Consider the following 14,760-nt stretch of genomic DNA (forward strand, 5'->3'; position numbering starts at 1 on the left):
CAGGGTTTTGTCGAGGGGTTGCGAGTAGCCCGGAAACGGCCTGTTGTTTGACCTGGAGAAACGCGGAAAGGGCGAGGGTCTATTCTGACCTCTCTTTCAAAACCCTGATGTTGAGCGTTTTTTGCGTTCGGAACGGTTGAAGCGACAGGAAAAAGACGGGGAAACCCTGTTTTGAGGGGGGTGGTCGCGCATTTCCCGGGAAAACCGAAGGGTTAAGCGAAAGAAAAAGGCCGGACGAGTAATCTCGTCCGGCCCGAAGGCGCGCCCAGATTCGTAGGAGGGGAATAGAACCGGGCGCACGTCGAGATATTCGATTCACGGAGCCGTCCCACGGACAGCCACACGATCAGCGAGTGACTTACGCAGCAGCATCGGCGTCGGCGGAAGCGTCAGCCTCGCCGATGATGCCCTTCATCTCCTGACCGCCGTTGTCATGGCACTCGGAGCACAGGTCAACCTGCTGGGAGTGACCCTTGTGGCACTCGTTGCAGTTCTCGATCGTGCCATGCAGCGTATCGTGGGGATTGTAGTCGCCCAGATCCTCGGTGAGCTTGGCGAGCTCCTCCCACGTGCCGCCATGGCAATCCAGGCACACCTGGCTATCCATGTAGTACGAGGAGGTGAGCTCGGGCTCAGAACCATCCTCATGGCCAGCGAGCGTGGCAACTTCGGCCTTCAGGTCGCCGGTGTGGCAGCTTTCGCAATCCTGGCCCAGCGCGGCATGGTAGCCGGCTTCGCCCTCTCCCGCCTCAACGCTTGCCGTGTGATTGGGGAACGCGGCCTCAAGGTCAGAGCTCGAACTGGAGCTGGAGCTGCTGGAGCCGCTCGGAGAGCAGCCTGCGATGACGAACGCAAGCACAGCGATGCTCGCGACGACGGCGAAGAGCGCCTTCAAACGCTTAGTATTCTTCATGTTCTACACCTCCTGCGCAGCGTTCTGACCCGACACGTAACCAAACGTGATGCAGCGGCCGATAGAGGGACCAAAGATGTGACGCGGATAGCAATCCGAGAAGAAACCGCCTGAGGCGTTGCCCGCGGCGTAGAGGCCGGGAATGACTTCGTTCTCGTAATCGAGCACGTGGCAGTAGTAGTCAACAACCAGACCGGAGCAGGTAGCAAGGATAGAGGACTGATACTTAGTGGCGTAGTAGGTGTCGCCCTCGATCTTCGTGGCGCCTTCCATGGGACGGTTGAAATCCTCGTCCTTGCCGGCGTCCACGAAACCGTTCCAGCGCTCGATGCTCGCCTTCAGGCTCTCGGCGTCGACGCCCATCTGCTCGGCAAGACCCTCGATGGAGTCAGACTCAAACGCCCAACCCTTGGCCTTGACTTCCTCGAACTTAGCGAAGGACTTCTCGCGATCCGCGCCCTCGAGGTCAGCCAGCTGGGTGGTGCTCACCACGCGCCAGCAGCCCTCGCCGAAATTCTTCTGCGCGGAGATGGAGTTGGAGCGACCCTGGAACGGCAGGCTTTCGGAAGCGAAGCGCACGCCCTTCTCGTTGATGAAGATACCGCCGATGAAGGGGCGCATGCCCGTGCTGCTGGAGTAGAACGCATCCTCGTTGCCCATGTCGAAGTTCATGACGCACGCGGGCAGCGGGTCCATCTGGGCGCCCACGGCCAGGCCCATGAGCTGGCCGTCACCCGTGGTGCCATACGCGGGGCACCAGGAGCCGAAGTTGGTGATGTCCTCGGGACGGCACCAGGCCTTGAGGATCTGCGGGTTGGCGTCGAAGCCGCCGGTCGCCACAACAACGCCCTTCTTGGCGTTCACGCGGTAGTAGCCCTCAGAATCCTTGCAGATGGCACCGGTCACGCGGCCGTCGTCGCCGCGCTCGAGTTTCACGCCGGCGTTGCGGTAGCGCAGCGTGGCGTTGGAACGCTTGGAGAACGTGTTGGCAAGGTCCTTCACGATGAAGATGCCCGCGCCGCCCGCGTTGTTGGTGGTCTCTTCGGACCACTGGGGGCTGCGGAACGCGATCTCGGTCTGCACCGTGGGGAAAAGATGCGAATTCGGCTTGACTTCCTTGTAGTAAGTCTCGATCTCGCCTTCGCCCTCGTCGAACTTGTCCTGCAGCCAGTCGGCAGCCTCGCCGGAGCGGTCGCCCCACAGCTTGATGGGATCAACCGGCACGCGGTAGTAGGCGGCGTAGCGCATGGCGTCCATGGCCAGAGCCTTATCCACGTTGTTGCCGCCCTCGGCCATCTTCTTGCCGCCGACGACGCCCATGCCCTCGAAGATGCCGCGGCCTTCGCTCATCTTCTCGATGCACAGCACCTGGGTGGTGCCGTCGTCGGATGCGGACACAGCGGCGCAGATGCCGGTGATGCCGGCGCCGATGACCAGCACGTCGGTTTCCTCGGTGCGGGCGATTTCGGACTCATCGAAATCACGCATCTCGAAAGCCACATTGCCCTGGCGATCGAGGTCGGTCTCGACGTCGCGCACCGGAATGGAGCGCATCTTCACCGGGAACACGTCGGTGTACATGCTCGTGGTGTCGCTGAAGTCGGTGACTCCGTGCTTGGTGGTGGGCAGAGCGTCGCTTGCGTAGGCGGTGTTGCCCATGCTGAACGCACCCGTCGAAGCGGCGGCGGCAAGCATGCCAAAGCCAGCGGCCTTCAGAAAGTTGCGGCGCGTCGTGCCATGGGTGTTCTGCTCTTCCATATCCCCTCCTCTTCCTTCTTTTCGCCTCTTGCGCGACTCGTATCGCGCGATTCGCAAAGATACGTCAGCTGACGTAGGCGCAGCAGGGTGAACCATGGCAGATCAGGGGTGAATCGCTGCTCACCCCTCCCCTCACCCCCGCTTTGAACTGGTATTACACAAAATAGAAGCGCCGCCCAGAAGGACGGCGCAATGCTTGGAACCTATAGATGTACGCATACGGAATCAGATGGAACCGAAACCCAAGGGCCACCAAATCGACGGAGGACTTCGCCGACCGGCAAGCCGATCGAACGGCTAGGTTAGAACCACTCGCGCTTCTTGAATACGTAGGCTTGCTCGAACTCGGCTTGGTTTTTGATGAGGTAAATCACGCCCTCGATAAGACCTATAAGCCATACGACGCTCGTTGCCAAGCCGAAGGTGAACAAGCCTCCGATGATGGCAACACCCAACATAATGAAGCCGGACGTGTTGTAACCCAGATAGAACTTATGGATGCCGAACATCCCCAGGAAGATGCCCAGCAGACCGGCAGCAACATGGTCCTTCGTGCGCACGACGGGCTGCTGGTATCCGCCCGGCTGAGAGCCGTATCCATAGCCATACGGTTGCTGCGCCTGCTGATACGTCTGCTGACCGGCAGCCTGCCCAAACGGAACCTGCTGCCCAACATAAGCGCCCCCATAGGGATTCTGAGGCTGCTGGTTTTGATAAGGCTGAGTGGGCTGCGCTTGGTGCGACTGGGAAGACGCCTGCTGCGCCCCCGAAGCCTGCTGCCCGTACTGAGCCGCATACGCATCTTGCGCATAAGGCTGCTGGGATTGGTTGCCACCAAACGGCTTCGAAGGGTCAAAGCCCGCAGGCTGAGCGGACGAAGCAGCCTGCTGAGTTTGCGCGTAGGGCTGCGCGGGAGACGCCTGCTGCGTGAAGTCGGGCGGCGGGACAGGCGCACCCGATGCGGCAACTGTTTGGGAATTGCTCGGCGCGGGAGGAGCGTACGGCACAAAGTCGGCCGCGGCAGCGGGCTGGGCAAACGGGGAATCGGAGGCGGTGCCGGACGTGGCATCGCTTATTGCCGGCACGGGCTCGACCGAGGCGGGCGCCTCAACGGAAGTTTCTTCGCCAACCGCAGAATCGGGCGCGATCTCGCTTGGCTCCGACGCTGAGTCGTTGGCGAGTTCCTCCTCTTGCGCGGAATCGCTATCGCCTGATTCTATGACCGGCTCAACGACAATCTCCGCAGGCTCGAGCTCGGAATCGGACTCGGGGACGGAATCGTCGGCCGCCGCCTCCGCTTCGGCCGCCTCGGGCTTCACATCGTCGGCCGCCTCCTCCGCTTCGGCCCCCTCGGGCTCCACATCGTCGAGCACCTCCGCTTCGGCCCCCTCGGGTTCATCTACGGCATCCTGCTGGGCGGCGTCTTCCGCCGAACCCTCCCGGGCGAATCCCCCCGCAGCATCCTCTGCGAGGTCCTCGTCGCGCTCTTCCGCAGGCTTTGCCGGCGTTGAGCTCAGCTCTTCAAGACGCTTCTGCATCTCTTCCATCTGCTTCTTCAGAGCAGCTATCTCATCGGCGTGCGCATTGGTGGTGATGTTCTCATCGGCCATGGCAAACCTCCATTTCTCAATTGGGACCATGCTCCGCGCATGCAGGCGCAAGCATCTTTCTCTATTCCGCCCGTCGCGCAGACACCCCTCAAACGAGTGGCGGGCAAACAGGGGGATGGGGAAACGACGCAACGTCGCTTCATTCGAACTGACGCCATCCTACAACGAAAACGACAGCGAGTCCCGTTTCGCTGCCGTTCCGTAACACCCATGTCAACGTTTTGTCATGCGCCCCATGCTTGGCACATCTCATTTAAAATCATCGGCAATCAAAGGATGGCAATCCAGGAAGGCCGAGCGCTCTCTGCGTGCCAAGAATGCGGCCTTCCGGGAATGCCGAGGGTCCCCGCGAGCGCCAACCGAGAGCCCCGCGAGCACCAAAGAATATGCTCATCCGAGGCCAGGGCACGCCCCTATGCGCGATCAGGAACCTTGCTGAGCAGGACAAAGCCCACAACAAACAGGATCGCCAGCGAGAGAACGCCCAAGTTGGACATGCCGGTGAGCGCCGTAATAGAGCTGACCAGGAATGTGCCCATAACTGCAGCGTATTTGCCGAAGATATCGAAGAACCCGAAGTATTCGTTGGCATGCTCCTTAGGCACCAGTTTGCCAAACTCCGAGCGTGAAAGCGCCTGGATTCCGCCCTGGAACAGGCCCACCATGATGGCCAGAATCCAGAACTCCACGGCGCTTCTCAAGAAGAATGCGCCGAACAGCGTGATGCAGGTGTAGGCAAACACGCCCACCAGCAGCATCTTCTTGGTTCCCACTTTGGCGCCCAGTCTGCCGTAGATGATGGCCGAGGGAAACGCCACGAACTGCGTGACCAGAAGCGCCAGCACGAGCTGCGTTGAATCGATGCCCAAATCGGTGCCGTAGCTCGTGGACAGCTTGATGATGGTGTGCACGCCGTCGATATAGAAGAAGAACGCCAGCATGAAATAGCGCAGCGACTTATCGCGCCAAATCTTTTTGAGCGTGCGGCCCAGCCCCAAGAACGTGTCTTTGAACAGATGCTCCGCGCGTTCCTTGAAGTGCGTCTGGTGCACGTTGCGAAACACAGGCACCGTGAACGCCACCCACCAGATAGCCGTGATGGCGAATGCGATCTTCATACCGGTTGCCATATCGATGCCCACGACGCTTCCGCCCAGTACAATGCCCAAACACGCGATGAACGGCACGCAGCTTCCGATGTAGCCCCATGCATAGCCCTGGCTGGAAATCTCATCGTAGCGCTCGTCGGTGGTGGCATCCACCAGCAGCGCGTCGTAGAACACCATAGACGAATTGAGCGCAATGGACGCGATTACGTAAATGATGAGGAAAGGCAGCGCCTCGACGGTAAGGCCCAGACAGCAGCAAGCTACGGCACCCGTGCCCACGCAGCCCACGAGGAACTTCTTCTTCATGTGACGCAAATCGGCGAGACTTCCCAGAATGGGCATGAGCAACGCGATGACCAGCGATGCCACCGTTTCGGCATAGCCCCAAGCAACCACCACGCTGCCTGTTGCGATAGAGCTGAAATACACGGGGATGAGCGCTGTGGAAAGCAGGACAAAAGCCGAATTACCCACATCGTACATAATCCAGCTTTTCTCCTGCTTGGTCATTTTCTGCCGAGCCATATATCCTCTTTCTTTGTTTGCGAATCCTTGGCAAAACTGCCGCAGCAGATTGTATATCATGTGCGCAAAGCCAGACAGCTGACCGCGCTCCGCCTTGTCAAATCAAGGCAAAGTGTGTGCAATGCGCAACGCCCAGGCGTCATAAGCTTGCCGACAATACGGCTATAGGCTGAGCGGAGTCAGCGGAGGCGATTCGGACAAGCGTGTTTGAGCCGAGAGAAGCGCAGCGTGATTTGCACGTGAACGACGATCGAAGCCGAGCTCGCCGCATGAATCGCTCGCAGCGTCGAGTTGAACGCCGGCCGAAAAGCCAGCGGAAAGGACCCCATATGCCCGCGATTATCACCCACGACTTTTTCGGACGCGACATGTACGAGAGCGCCAAGGAACTCATTGGCACGCAAGAGGAGGAACTCCGGGCGTTTCTGCTGGGCAATCAAGGCCCCGACCCTCTGTTCTTCCTGGTCATAACCCCGCGCGCGCGGTTCAAAAACGCATTGAAAATCGGCAGCCTTATGCATAGGCTCGACCCGGCGGCGCTGCTCGTCGCGCTCAAGGAAGGCCTTGAGGCGCTCGAGGATGACGAGCAGGGCGTCGGCCGTGCGTTTCTCGCCGGATTTCTTTGTCACTACCTGCTCGACCGCAACATGCACCCATTCGTCTACAGCCAGCAATACGCGCTGTGCGACGCGGGCATCGAGGGGCTTACGCGCAAGAACGGCAACGACGTGCACGCCGAGATTGAGCGCGAGTTTGACGAGATGATCCTGTTCAAGAAGACGGGGCGCACCGTGCGCACGTTCAAGCCGTACCGCGATATCCTCCAGGCAAACGATGCCACGCTCGCAGCTTTGAGCAAAATGGTCGAATTCGCATCGATCAAGGCCCTGCGCGTGTTTCCCGCGCCGGACGCGTTTGCCGCTTCGGTCAAAAACTACCGCTTCGCCATGCGGGCGTTTTACTCCCCGGCGCAGCATCGTGCGAACGTAGTCGCCTTCGCCGAAACGCGCATCCTGCGTCGCGGCGGGTCGTTCTTCAAGGCCATGAGTCATCGCGACCGGGCGGAAGCGACGAGTGCCTTTGACAATCGCGAGCACGCAACCTGGGAAAACCCGTTCACCCATGAGGTGCGCACGACCGGCTTCTGGGATATTTTCGATGCGACAAAAGCACAGGCGCAAGATGCCCTGCGCGCAATCATGCTGCCTACGTTCGACGTGGCCGCCGCCGAGTTGGTCACGGGCGGCCTCGACTTCAGCGGCAGGCCCGCGCCGCTTCGCCCCGACGCCCTGAATCCCAACGCCCCCAACGACTAGACGAGGAAACCCATGCTGGAAAGCGTTTTGCCCATACCGTTTTGGCTGGAGTTCGCCGGAGCCTTGTCGGGCGGGCTTGCCGGAGGCATTGCGGCAGCGCGGGCGCGCTACGACGTGTTCGGGGCGACGGTCATCGCTATCGTCACCGGCCTGGGCGGCGGCATCATGCGCGACATCCTGCTGCAGGACTACGGCATCTACGCCTTCCAGCATCCCGTGCTCATCCTCGCGTGCGCCGCGGCAGGCGTGGCCGTGTTCTACTTTCACAAACTCGCCGATGCCTTCGACTGGCTCATGGACCTGCTCGACAACCTTTCGGTGGGCCTGTGGGCCGTGGTATCGGTGGGCAAGGGGCTTTCGGCAGGCGTGGGCATCATTCCCTCCATCATCCTGGGCACCATCACCGCTGTCGGAGGAGGAGTAATACGCGACGTGCTCATGGTGCGCCCGCCCCTCACGTTCCAGGCGGGTACGCTCTATGGCACAGCTTCGCTCGTCGGCTCGACCGCCTATGCCCTGATGAGGCAAAATGATGTGCTGGGCAGCTACGCGGCAATCACCTGCGTGGTGCTCGTGCTAGCGCTGCGCTATGCCTCGCTCGCCTTTGGCTGGCGCACGAAACCCGCGGAGGATTACAGCGACAAGGTGATCGCGCCCGTCAAAAAGGCCGCGCACGTGGCGGCGCGGCCTATGAAAAAAGTCATCCATCCGGTGAAGGACGCCGTGGTTGATCCCGTGAAAGAAGCGGTAGTCGACCCGGTGCGCGAGGCTGCAAAGCGTCGCGGGCATCGTCACGACGAGCACGATGCCGGCCATAAGAGCGACGGAAAATAAAGGCGCACGCTTCGTCGAATCAAGGCTATTCGGCAGAGACGCAGCTTTCGTACACGCGGTCAAGAAGGCCTATCAGCAGTTCTTCCTCTTTGGCCGAAAGGTCGCCGCGCACCGTGAGGGCGGCGCGCTCTGCGGGAGGTTGGACCTCGGCAAGAAGATCGCGGGCCTTTTCGGTCATGGCAATCACATTCACGCGCCGATCCGACTCGTCGGGCTCGCGCACTACCAGACCCATCGTTTCCATCTTGTCGATGGAGCGGGTGACCGTCGCGGGCTCACGATGCAGATACGTTGCAAGCTGCCGTTGAGAGAGCGATCCGTACCGATCAAGAAACACGAGAGCGTTCCATTGAATGGGAGTGATTCCGTACGGAGCGAACTCCTTCGCGAGCACCTGCGTAACCACGCATTGCGTGCGAAAGATACGATAACCTAGAAAGTCATCGTGATGCTGCTCTTTGCGCATCTCTGTCGCCGTTCCTTTCGTAAGACGAACGCTATTCCGCCGGCACGAACGTATCGCGGTCGGGAGCGAACGAGCGCATGGCGTCGATGGTGCGCTGGAACAGATCGTTCAGATCCCAGCCCAGCATCTCGGCGCCCTCGCGAATCACGTCGCGCGAGCAGCCAGCAGCGAAGCTCTTGTCCTTGAACTTCTTCTTCAGCGACTTAACCTCAAAATCCATGACGCTCTTGCTAGGACGCATGATAATTGCCGCGCCGATGAGACCGGTGAGCTCATCGCACGCATACAGGATCTTCTCCATCTGATGCTCCGGCGCGGGAAGGTCGGGGTTGATCGTGGTGGCATGGCTCTGAATGGCGCGAATGAGCTCGGGCGTGCCACCTGCCGCCTCGATCAGTGGCTTCGCATATACCGTGTGGTTCTCGGGGTCATCCAGGTGCTCCTCCCAGTCAAGATCGTGCAGCAGGCCCACGATGCCCCAAAACTCCTCGTTCTCAGGATCGAACTCACGCGCGAAATAGCGCATGACGCCCTCGACCGTCTGACCGTGCTCGATATGGAACGGATCCTTGTTGTGCTCATTGAGCAGCGCGAATGCGGCATCGCGCGCAATGCCCGCCTCAAGTGTTGCCATGGGGAGTCTCCTTCTTCGATTGGCTTTATCCCATTATAGTGCCAAAGCGTCAAACGGCGGCAACGTCATGCGAACAACCGCACGAAAACAGCCGATTGCCCCTAGCGATTCCCCAATAGGAAAGGACGTCATTTTGACAATCTCGCCATTTTGACACCGTTTTCTCAATCGGGAGCGCGGATGTTTTCGTGGTCGGAATGACGGGATTTCTTCAAAATGCAGGGGCACGGAAGGCAGAAGCCGAGCGATGCCAGAACAAAGAACGTCATTTTGACGGTGCCCTGTATCGATTCGAGCAATTTCAGCGTCAACATGACGTCCTTTGCTGAGGACGCGAATGCGGGTGGCGGATGAGTGGCTGCCGCGAGCCGCGGGCAGGCATGACGAGCGAGCCACGACCGCGCGAGCGATGAATGGGTAGGCAGTCGAAAAGTCAAATGGGGATGCCGAGCAAGCTGTAGGCCGTGCGAGCAGCAAGCGGCAAACAGCGAGCAGCCTACAGCGCGAATCCCGCGATGGTAAGCAGCAAGCCCACCGCCACACCGATTAAAAGCAGGATGCCCACGATAGCGAAGTTGCGCCCCATGGGACGATTGGTGCGGAACAAGACCAGCAATCCCACGCCCGCGCTCACCAGCAGGCCGCCCATCATCGCGCCCGCACCGAGCGTGCCGCCCAAATAAAGCTCGGTGATTGCCACCGATGCCGCGCAGTTGGGAATAAGTCCCACCAGACACGATGCCACAACGGAAACCACGGGGTTGCCCGCCATGAAGCCCGCCAGCGCATCCTCGCCGATCGAATCGATGGCGATCTCGAGCAGCAGCGTCACGACGAACACAAACAGCGTGACCTGCAGCGTATGCACGAGGGCACTGCGCACGATAGAGCTGCGCGCATGGTCATGCTCATGCTCCGCGTCATGCTCGAAGTCGTAGGCGAGTTCGGGATCGGCCTTGCAGGCGGCGCAGTCGCCGTTGCAATGGCAGCGGTCGCGCTCGCACAGCTCGTGGATGCGCAGCTTCTCATAGGCATGGTGGCGCACGCGCAGCACGGCATCGATGGCGAAACCTGCGGCCATGCCGATCACCACCTTGATGCCCAGAATCTTCAGCACCAGGTCAAAAGGCGCCTGCTCGGCGATGAGGATGGGCAGCATCTCGTCGCTCGTGGAGAGGAACACCGCGATCAGCGTGCCGAGCGACACCACGCGCGCGGCATAGAGCGTCGCGGCCGCCGTGGAAAAGCCGCACTGCGGCACCACGCCCAGAATTGCGCCGATGAACGGCCCTGCCACGCCCGCGCGACGCACGGCCTCTTCGCTCCTTTCGCCCGCATGGTGCTCAAGCGCCTCCATGGCGAGATAGGTCACGAACAGAAACGGTATGAGTTTGAGCGTATCGAAGAACGCATGCTCGAGTGCATGTTCCAAAATATGAAGCAGTTCCATCGCGGTATATCTAGCCTTTCATTGGCAAAAGCGAAACCTTATTTTCTCGCCTGCAGCGGCGAGGAGGATGCCCGCTGCACATCTCTGCACGTTAGCGTTCGTCGCTGTTACAGCAAAGCCCAAAATGCTCGCTAACAGCGAAGTTCGCGCGCCGTCCATGAGATTCGCGGGTCGAAGCATCTGTAATACCACATTGAAACGTTAACCATGGCAAACTTACGCAATATACACACCCCGCCTAGAACCCGTGCAATATTGAGCAACCGGCACCATGCTAACACCCCGCAAGGCGCGGGCGGGTTCGCCCTCACCGCATCCGTCTGCAGACTTGGCCTATCCCTTGCGGCGGCGAGGGTGTCCACGGCGCGACTTGATGCGCTGCGCCTCTTCGTTGCGGCGGCGCAGCTCGTCGGATTCGTCGCGCAGGCGAATGTAGCTTTCTAGACGCTCCGGCGCCAGCTCGCCCGCCTCCACTGCCGCACGAACGGCGCATCCCGGCTCGCTTTCGTGCTTGCAATCTCGGAACTTGCACTGAGCGGCCAGCGCGTCAATGTCGGAAAACGCGGTGCGCATGCCCTCGTCGGCATCCCATAGCGCAAGACCGCGCACTCCCGGCATGTCCACCACGCAACCCGCACCCGGAATCGGCACCATCTCGCGCGAGACGGTGGTATGGCGGCCGCGCCCGTCGGTCTTGCGCACGGCACCCGTCGCCTGCACCTCTTCACCAACCAGAAGGTTCACTAGGCTCGACTTGCCCACGCCGCTTTTTCCCAGAAGAATGGCAACCTCGCCCTGCGGCAGGCGTTCGCGCACCGCCTCCACGCTTGTCGGATCCTCGGCGGATACGACCAGAACCTCGGTGCCCTGGGCGACGCGGCTCACCAGGTCTTTGGCGCGCGCTAAGTCATCGGGACTTTCCGCCAGATCAGCTTTGGTCAAAAGCACAACAACCTCTGCGCCGCTCTCGTGAGCCAGCACCAATTCGCGCTCCAGGCGACGAATATTGAGGCCCACCAGCGGCTCCGCGACAAACACCTTGTCGAAATTCGCCGCAAGCACCTGGGCAGCCACGCGCTCGGTTGGGTCCTTGCGCACAAAGGCGCGGCGGCGCGGCAAGACCTCCTCGATAATGCCCTTGTCATGCCCCTCCGGAGCGCTCACCTCAACCACATCGCCGGTAGTGGCGCGCACGTCGGCTCCTTTCACCAGGGCCGTTGCATGCTCGCAGCGCACCTCGCGCCCGTCGGCGACGCGTACCAGCGGGTACCCCCTATCGAGCTTCACAACCACACCGCGCATCAACGCGCCCCTTTCGTCTTTCGAGCCTTCACCCCGTCGGCCGCCTCCGCTGCCGCTTCCGGCAGCCAAGCGAGCCCCTACCTTGAGCGCTCCTTGATGCGCCACCCTGCCAGCATGCATACCAGCCCGATAACGAGCGCCACCACGCCGGGGACGAAATCCTCGGGTTCGAATTCATCGGGATGCACGCTACCTTGCTTGAGAACGGTCACCACATCGGCATGAATGTCGCTTTCGCCTTCGTGCTCCTGGCACGTCAAGTGGAACGTGCCCTGCACGCGCAGGGTAGCCCCCGTTTTGCCGTACGCGCCGTATGTGCCGATCTTTTCGGCGTTTTCCCTGGTCATGATCACCGTGACCGAAGTTCCCGAAGACTCCTCGTACAGCGTCACGCGCACCATACCCGAATTTTCTCCCACGTTCATGAGCGGCGCGATGGCCTCGCCCACCGCTTCGCCTGTCACCTGGACGGTTTGGCCGTCGTAATAGGCATCGGCGCCGGCAAGGTCGGCGATGGCGGCGTCATAGAGAAACGACGTGTCAGACACCTGGCCCTCGTTGATGAGGTTGCCCTCGGCATCAAGCGGTTCAGGCGTCGAGCTTTCGGAGGAGGCGCCCCCCTCGTTCGTGCCGTCGGAGGCTTGCGAGGCGTTCCCGGCGCTGGTTGCGCCGGAATCTTGGGCCCTCTCATTCCGCTCGCTCTGATTGGCGGCATCTCGCTGGACGACGGAGCCCCTCTTGGACGCATCGCCCTGGTCGGCGGCATCATCCTGGTTTTCGCCGTCGTTTTGGCCCTCAGCGCTTTCCTGCGTGACGGCATCTCCCGCCGCAGCGTCATCCTGCGCCCATGCGGGAAAGCAGAACGCGCACAGGAACACGGCAAGCGCGCCGACAACAAGGGCGGCGCACGAGCAAAGGCGGCGCGTCAAGCTCGCAATCCTATCGCTCATGCTTCACCCTCTTCCTGGGAACGAACGATGCCACGATAGACGTAAGCAACGCGATGAGGGTGACGAACTCAAGACGGCCCGCCCACATATCAAAAATGTAGAGCACTTTAAGCACCTCGGGCATGCCGGGCTGAATGATACCCGCCGACATGCCGATGTTGAACGTCATGGACGCCGCCTCGAAGAGCGAGGTGGATGCGTTGTAGCCATAGGCGAGCGTAACGATGGTGGTGATGAGAAACGCCAGGCCGTACAGCAAAAGCACAGCGAGGTTGGCCCGCACGAGCCCCGCATCGATCCGGCGCTTGCCGATGTGGTAGTACGTGACCGCCTGGCGCGCCGAAGAAGGAGCAACCAAATCTTTCACGTAGGCAATGGTCTCCTTGGCCAAAATACCGACGCGCATCATCTTGATGCCGCCGGTGGTGGAGCCGGACGAGCCGCCCACGGCCATGCAGAACACCAGCACCAGCAACGCGCCGCTCGAAACCACCGTGGTGAGCTGGTTGGTGGTGATGGTTTGGAACCCCGTCGAAGAAAACGCCGCGACCACGGTGAACACCGCCCGCCTCAAAAGCGTGGGCAGGTCGTCATAGACGCCCGACGCGCACAGCGCCGCCACGAATGTGCCGGTGATGATCGTGAGCCACACCGCAAGGGTACGAATCTCGATGTCGCGGAAGAAGTGCTCGATGCGTCCGCGCCACACCTCGCTGTGCAGCGTGAAGTTGATGGACCCCATAACGATGAGGATCATGATCACCACTTCGAGAAGCCCGCAGTGATAGTAGAGGATGCCCGTGCTCATGGCCGTCATGCCGCCCGTGTTAAACGACGCCACGGCAAGCCAGAGTCCGTTGAAGAACGCACGTACCGGCTCCATGCCGAGCGCGAGGCAGATCCCCACAAGAATCACGGTGCCCAAAATGATGAATGCGGCGGAGAAACGCACGATGAAGCGCGTGGTTTGCATGATGTTGGGAATCACGTGCTCGCTGCGGCCCTCCGAGGAGTACAGTGACGAATCCACCGCACGGCCGAACAGCCCCAGAGACAGCGCGATCACAACGACTCCCTGGCCGCCAATGCATTGCATGGTGAAACGCCACATGTTGTCTGCCGTGGACATGTGGTCGAGGTCTTTCACGAGCGATGCGCCCGTCGTGGTCCATGCGCTCATCGCCTCGAACACCGCGTCGAGGTAGGAGCCGTAATGCCCCGAAAGGGCCAAGGGAACGGCGCCCACCAAGGCCAAGACAAGCCACGCAAGCGAGGTCACGGCGAGCGCCTGCTTGGTGGTCAGACGGCGCGGATTGAGCACGCTCAGACGAAGAAGCGACCCCACCGTGAGCGAGATGCCCAGGGCGAACAAATAGCGAGACACGGCAGCCCATTCGCCCAGGGCGGCAGCAGTCACCAGAGGAACGCACAACGCGATAGCCAGGAACAGGACTAGCACGCCCAAGTAGTGGCAAACTACGAGAAAATCACCGAATGAGAACTTCTGCCACACGCTGCTACCCCATCACGACTTTCGTGACGATGACCACCAATCCCAGCCACAGCAGAAACACGACCGTAGACAGCATGACGGTGAGCATGGCCGCCAAAGGGGTCACACCCGTCTTCACCCGGTCTTTTCTGCGCGTGATAATCGCTGCCTCGCTTTCGGTCTTGGTTGGCCTTGCGCGTCGCCGAGGAATGCGCGGCGCGCCCGTAATGGCCTATGGTAGCAGATACGCAGGAAAGCCGCATTCTAGTGCGCAAACAGTCACCGCGCCTGCACAGATAGATGGCGAAAGGCGGCGAATGCCGCCGCGACGCACGCAACGCCCCGCACAATCGCCCGTATGACCGCCTTGCCATTGCACGGCGTTTGCTTCCCTGACCACA

Annotated in this window: 12 protein-coding genes; 2 read left to right on the forward strand and 10 right to left on the reverse strand. The window is 60.9% G+C overall.

What is annotated here, in order from left to right; all coding sequences use genetic code 11:
• Nucleotides 1-358: 358 nt before the first annotated feature.
• From DMP06_RS05820 to DMP06_RS05835, 4 genes are all read right to left on the reverse strand, one after another.
• A complete protein-coding gene (locus DMP06_RS05820; protein ID WP_123208808.1) occupies nt 359-913 on the reverse strand; it encodes a cytochrome c3 family protein in 555 nt (184 codons plus the stop codon).
• A 3-nt stretch (nt 914-916) separates the two neighbouring features.
• Nucleotides 917-2,671 (reverse strand): FAD-dependent oxidoreductase, encoded by a 1,755-nt coding sequence (locus tag DMP06_RS05825; RefSeq protein ID WP_161957839.1) that lies wholly within the window; start codon nt 2,669-2,671, stop codon nt 917-919.
• Nucleotides 2,672-2,973: 302 nt separating this feature from the next.
• Nucleotides 2,974-4,281, reverse strand: a complete 1,308-nt coding sequence (locus tag DMP06_RS05830) for a TM2 domain-containing protein (RefSeq protein ID WP_245962400.1) — start codon at nt 4,279-4,281, stop codon at nt 2,974-2,976.
• Nucleotides 4,282-4,694: 413 nt separating this feature from the next.
• Nucleotides 4,695-5,915 carry an MFS transporter gene (locus tag DMP06_RS05835; RefSeq protein ID WP_123208810.1) on the reverse strand — a complete coding sequence of 407 codons (1,221 nt, stop codon included), beginning with the start codon at nt 5,913-5,915 and terminating at the stop codon, nt 4,695-4,697.
• Nucleotides 5,916-6,244: 329 nt separating this feature from the next.
• Here DMP06_RS05835 and DMP06_RS05840 point away from each other — a divergent pair, with 329 nt between their 5' ends.
• Nucleotides 6,245-7,231 carry a zinc dependent phospholipase C family protein gene (locus tag DMP06_RS05840; RefSeq protein WP_123208811.1) on the forward strand — a complete coding sequence of 329 codons (987 nt, stop codon included), beginning with the start codon at nt 6,245-6,247 and terminating at the stop codon, nt 7,229-7,231.
• A 12-nt stretch (nt 7,232-7,243) separates the two neighbouring features.
• Nucleotides 7,244-8,065, forward strand: a complete 822-nt coding sequence (locus tag DMP06_RS05845; protein ID WP_123208812.1) for a trimeric intracellular cation channel family protein — start codon at nt 7,244-7,246, stop codon at nt 8,063-8,065.
• A gap of 25 nt (nt 8,066-8,090) precedes the next feature.
• Here the strand turns inward: DMP06_RS05845 and DMP06_RS05850 are convergent, their stop codons facing one another.
• The 6 genes from DMP06_RS05850 to DMP06_RS05875 all read right to left on the reverse strand — a co-directional run bounded on the left by DMP06_RS05850 (nt 8,091) and on the right by DMP06_RS05875 (nt 14,380).
• Complete coding sequence (locus DMP06_RS05850) at nt 8,091-8,531, reverse strand: MarR family winged helix-turn-helix transcriptional regulator (RefSeq protein WP_123208813.1); 441 nt, start codon at nt 8,529-8,531, stop codon at nt 8,091-8,093.
• Nucleotides 8,532-8,562: 31 nt separating this feature from the next.
• On the reverse strand, nt 8,563-9,165 hold the full coding sequence (locus tag DMP06_RS05855; protein WP_123208814.1) for an HD family phosphohydrolase: 603 nt from the start codon (nt 9,163-9,165) through the stop codon (nt 8,563-8,565).
• A 496-nt stretch (nt 9,166-9,661) separates the two neighbouring features.
• On the reverse strand, nt 9,662-10,615 hold the full coding sequence (locus DMP06_RS05860; RefSeq protein WP_123208815.1) for a putative manganese transporter: 954 nt from the start codon (nt 10,613-10,615) through the stop codon (nt 9,662-9,664).
• A 333-nt stretch (nt 10,616-10,948) separates the two neighbouring features.
• Complete coding sequence (gene rsgA / locus DMP06_RS05865; protein ID WP_123208816.1) at nt 10,949-11,917, reverse strand: ribosome small subunit-dependent GTPase A; 969 nt, start codon at nt 11,915-11,917, stop codon at nt 10,949-10,951.
• 77 nt (nt 11,918-11,994) lie between these two features.
• Nucleotides 11,995-12,867 (reverse strand): hypothetical protein, encoded by an 873-nt coding sequence (locus DMP06_RS05870; protein WP_123208817.1) that lies wholly within the window; start codon nt 12,865-12,867, stop codon nt 11,995-11,997.
• Nucleotides 12,857-14,380, reverse strand: coding sequence for a TrkH family potassium uptake protein (locus DMP06_RS05875; protein WP_123208818.1), 1,524 nt, complete (start codon nt 14,378-14,380; stop codon nt 12,857-12,859). Before DMP06_RS05875 ends, DMP06_RS05870 begins: the two co-directional genes overlap by 11 nt.
• Nucleotides 14,381-14,760 lie beyond the last annotated feature (380 nt).

It is taken from the genome of Slackia equolifaciens (assembly GCF_003725995.1).
GTDB lineage: Bacteria > Actinomycetota > Coriobacteriia > Coriobacteriales > Eggerthellaceae > Slackia > Slackia equolifaciens.

Coding starts and splice junctions, on each gene's coding strand:
- DMP06_RS05830 (WP_245962400.1), bottom strand. CDS start 4,281: ATGGCCGATGAGAACATCACCACCAATGCGCACGCCGATGAGATAGCT.
- DMP06_RS05835 (WP_123208810.1), bottom strand. CDS start 5,915: ATGGCTCGGCAGAAAATGACCAAGCAGGAGAAAAGCTGGATTATGTAC.
- DMP06_RS05860 (WP_123208815.1), bottom strand. CDS start 10,615: ATGGAACTGCTTCATATTTTGGAACATGCACTCGAGCATGCGTTCTTC.
- DMP06_RS05855 (WP_123208814.1), bottom strand. CDS start 9,165: ATGGCAACACTTGAGGCGGGCATTGCGCGCGATGCCGCATTCGCGCTG.
- DMP06_RS05845 (WP_123208812.1), top strand. CDS start 7,244: ATGCTGGAAAGCGTTTTGCCCATACCGTTTTGGCTGGAGTTCGCCGGA.
- DMP06_RS05870 (WP_123208817.1), bottom strand. CDS start 12,867: ATGAGCGATAGGATTGCGAGCTTGACGCGCCGCCTTTGCTCGTGCGCC.
- DMP06_RS05820 (WP_123208808.1), bottom strand. CDS start 913: ATGAAGAATACTAAGCGTTTGAAGGCGCTCTTCGCCGTCGTCGCGAGC.
- DMP06_RS05825 (WP_161957839.1), bottom strand. CDS start 2,671: ATGGAAGAGCAGAACACCCATGGCACGACGCGCCGCAACTTTCTGAAG.
- DMP06_RS05850 (WP_123208813.1), bottom strand. CDS start 8,531: ATGCGCAAAGAGCAGCATCACGATGACTTTCTAGGTTATCGTATCTTT.
- rsgA (WP_123208816.1), bottom strand. CDS start 11,917: ATGCGCGGTGTGGTTGTGAAGCTCGATAGGGGGTACCCGCTGGTACGC.
- DMP06_RS05840 (WP_123208811.1), top strand. CDS start 6,245: ATGCCCGCGATTATCACCCACGACTTTTTCGGACGCGACATGTACGAG.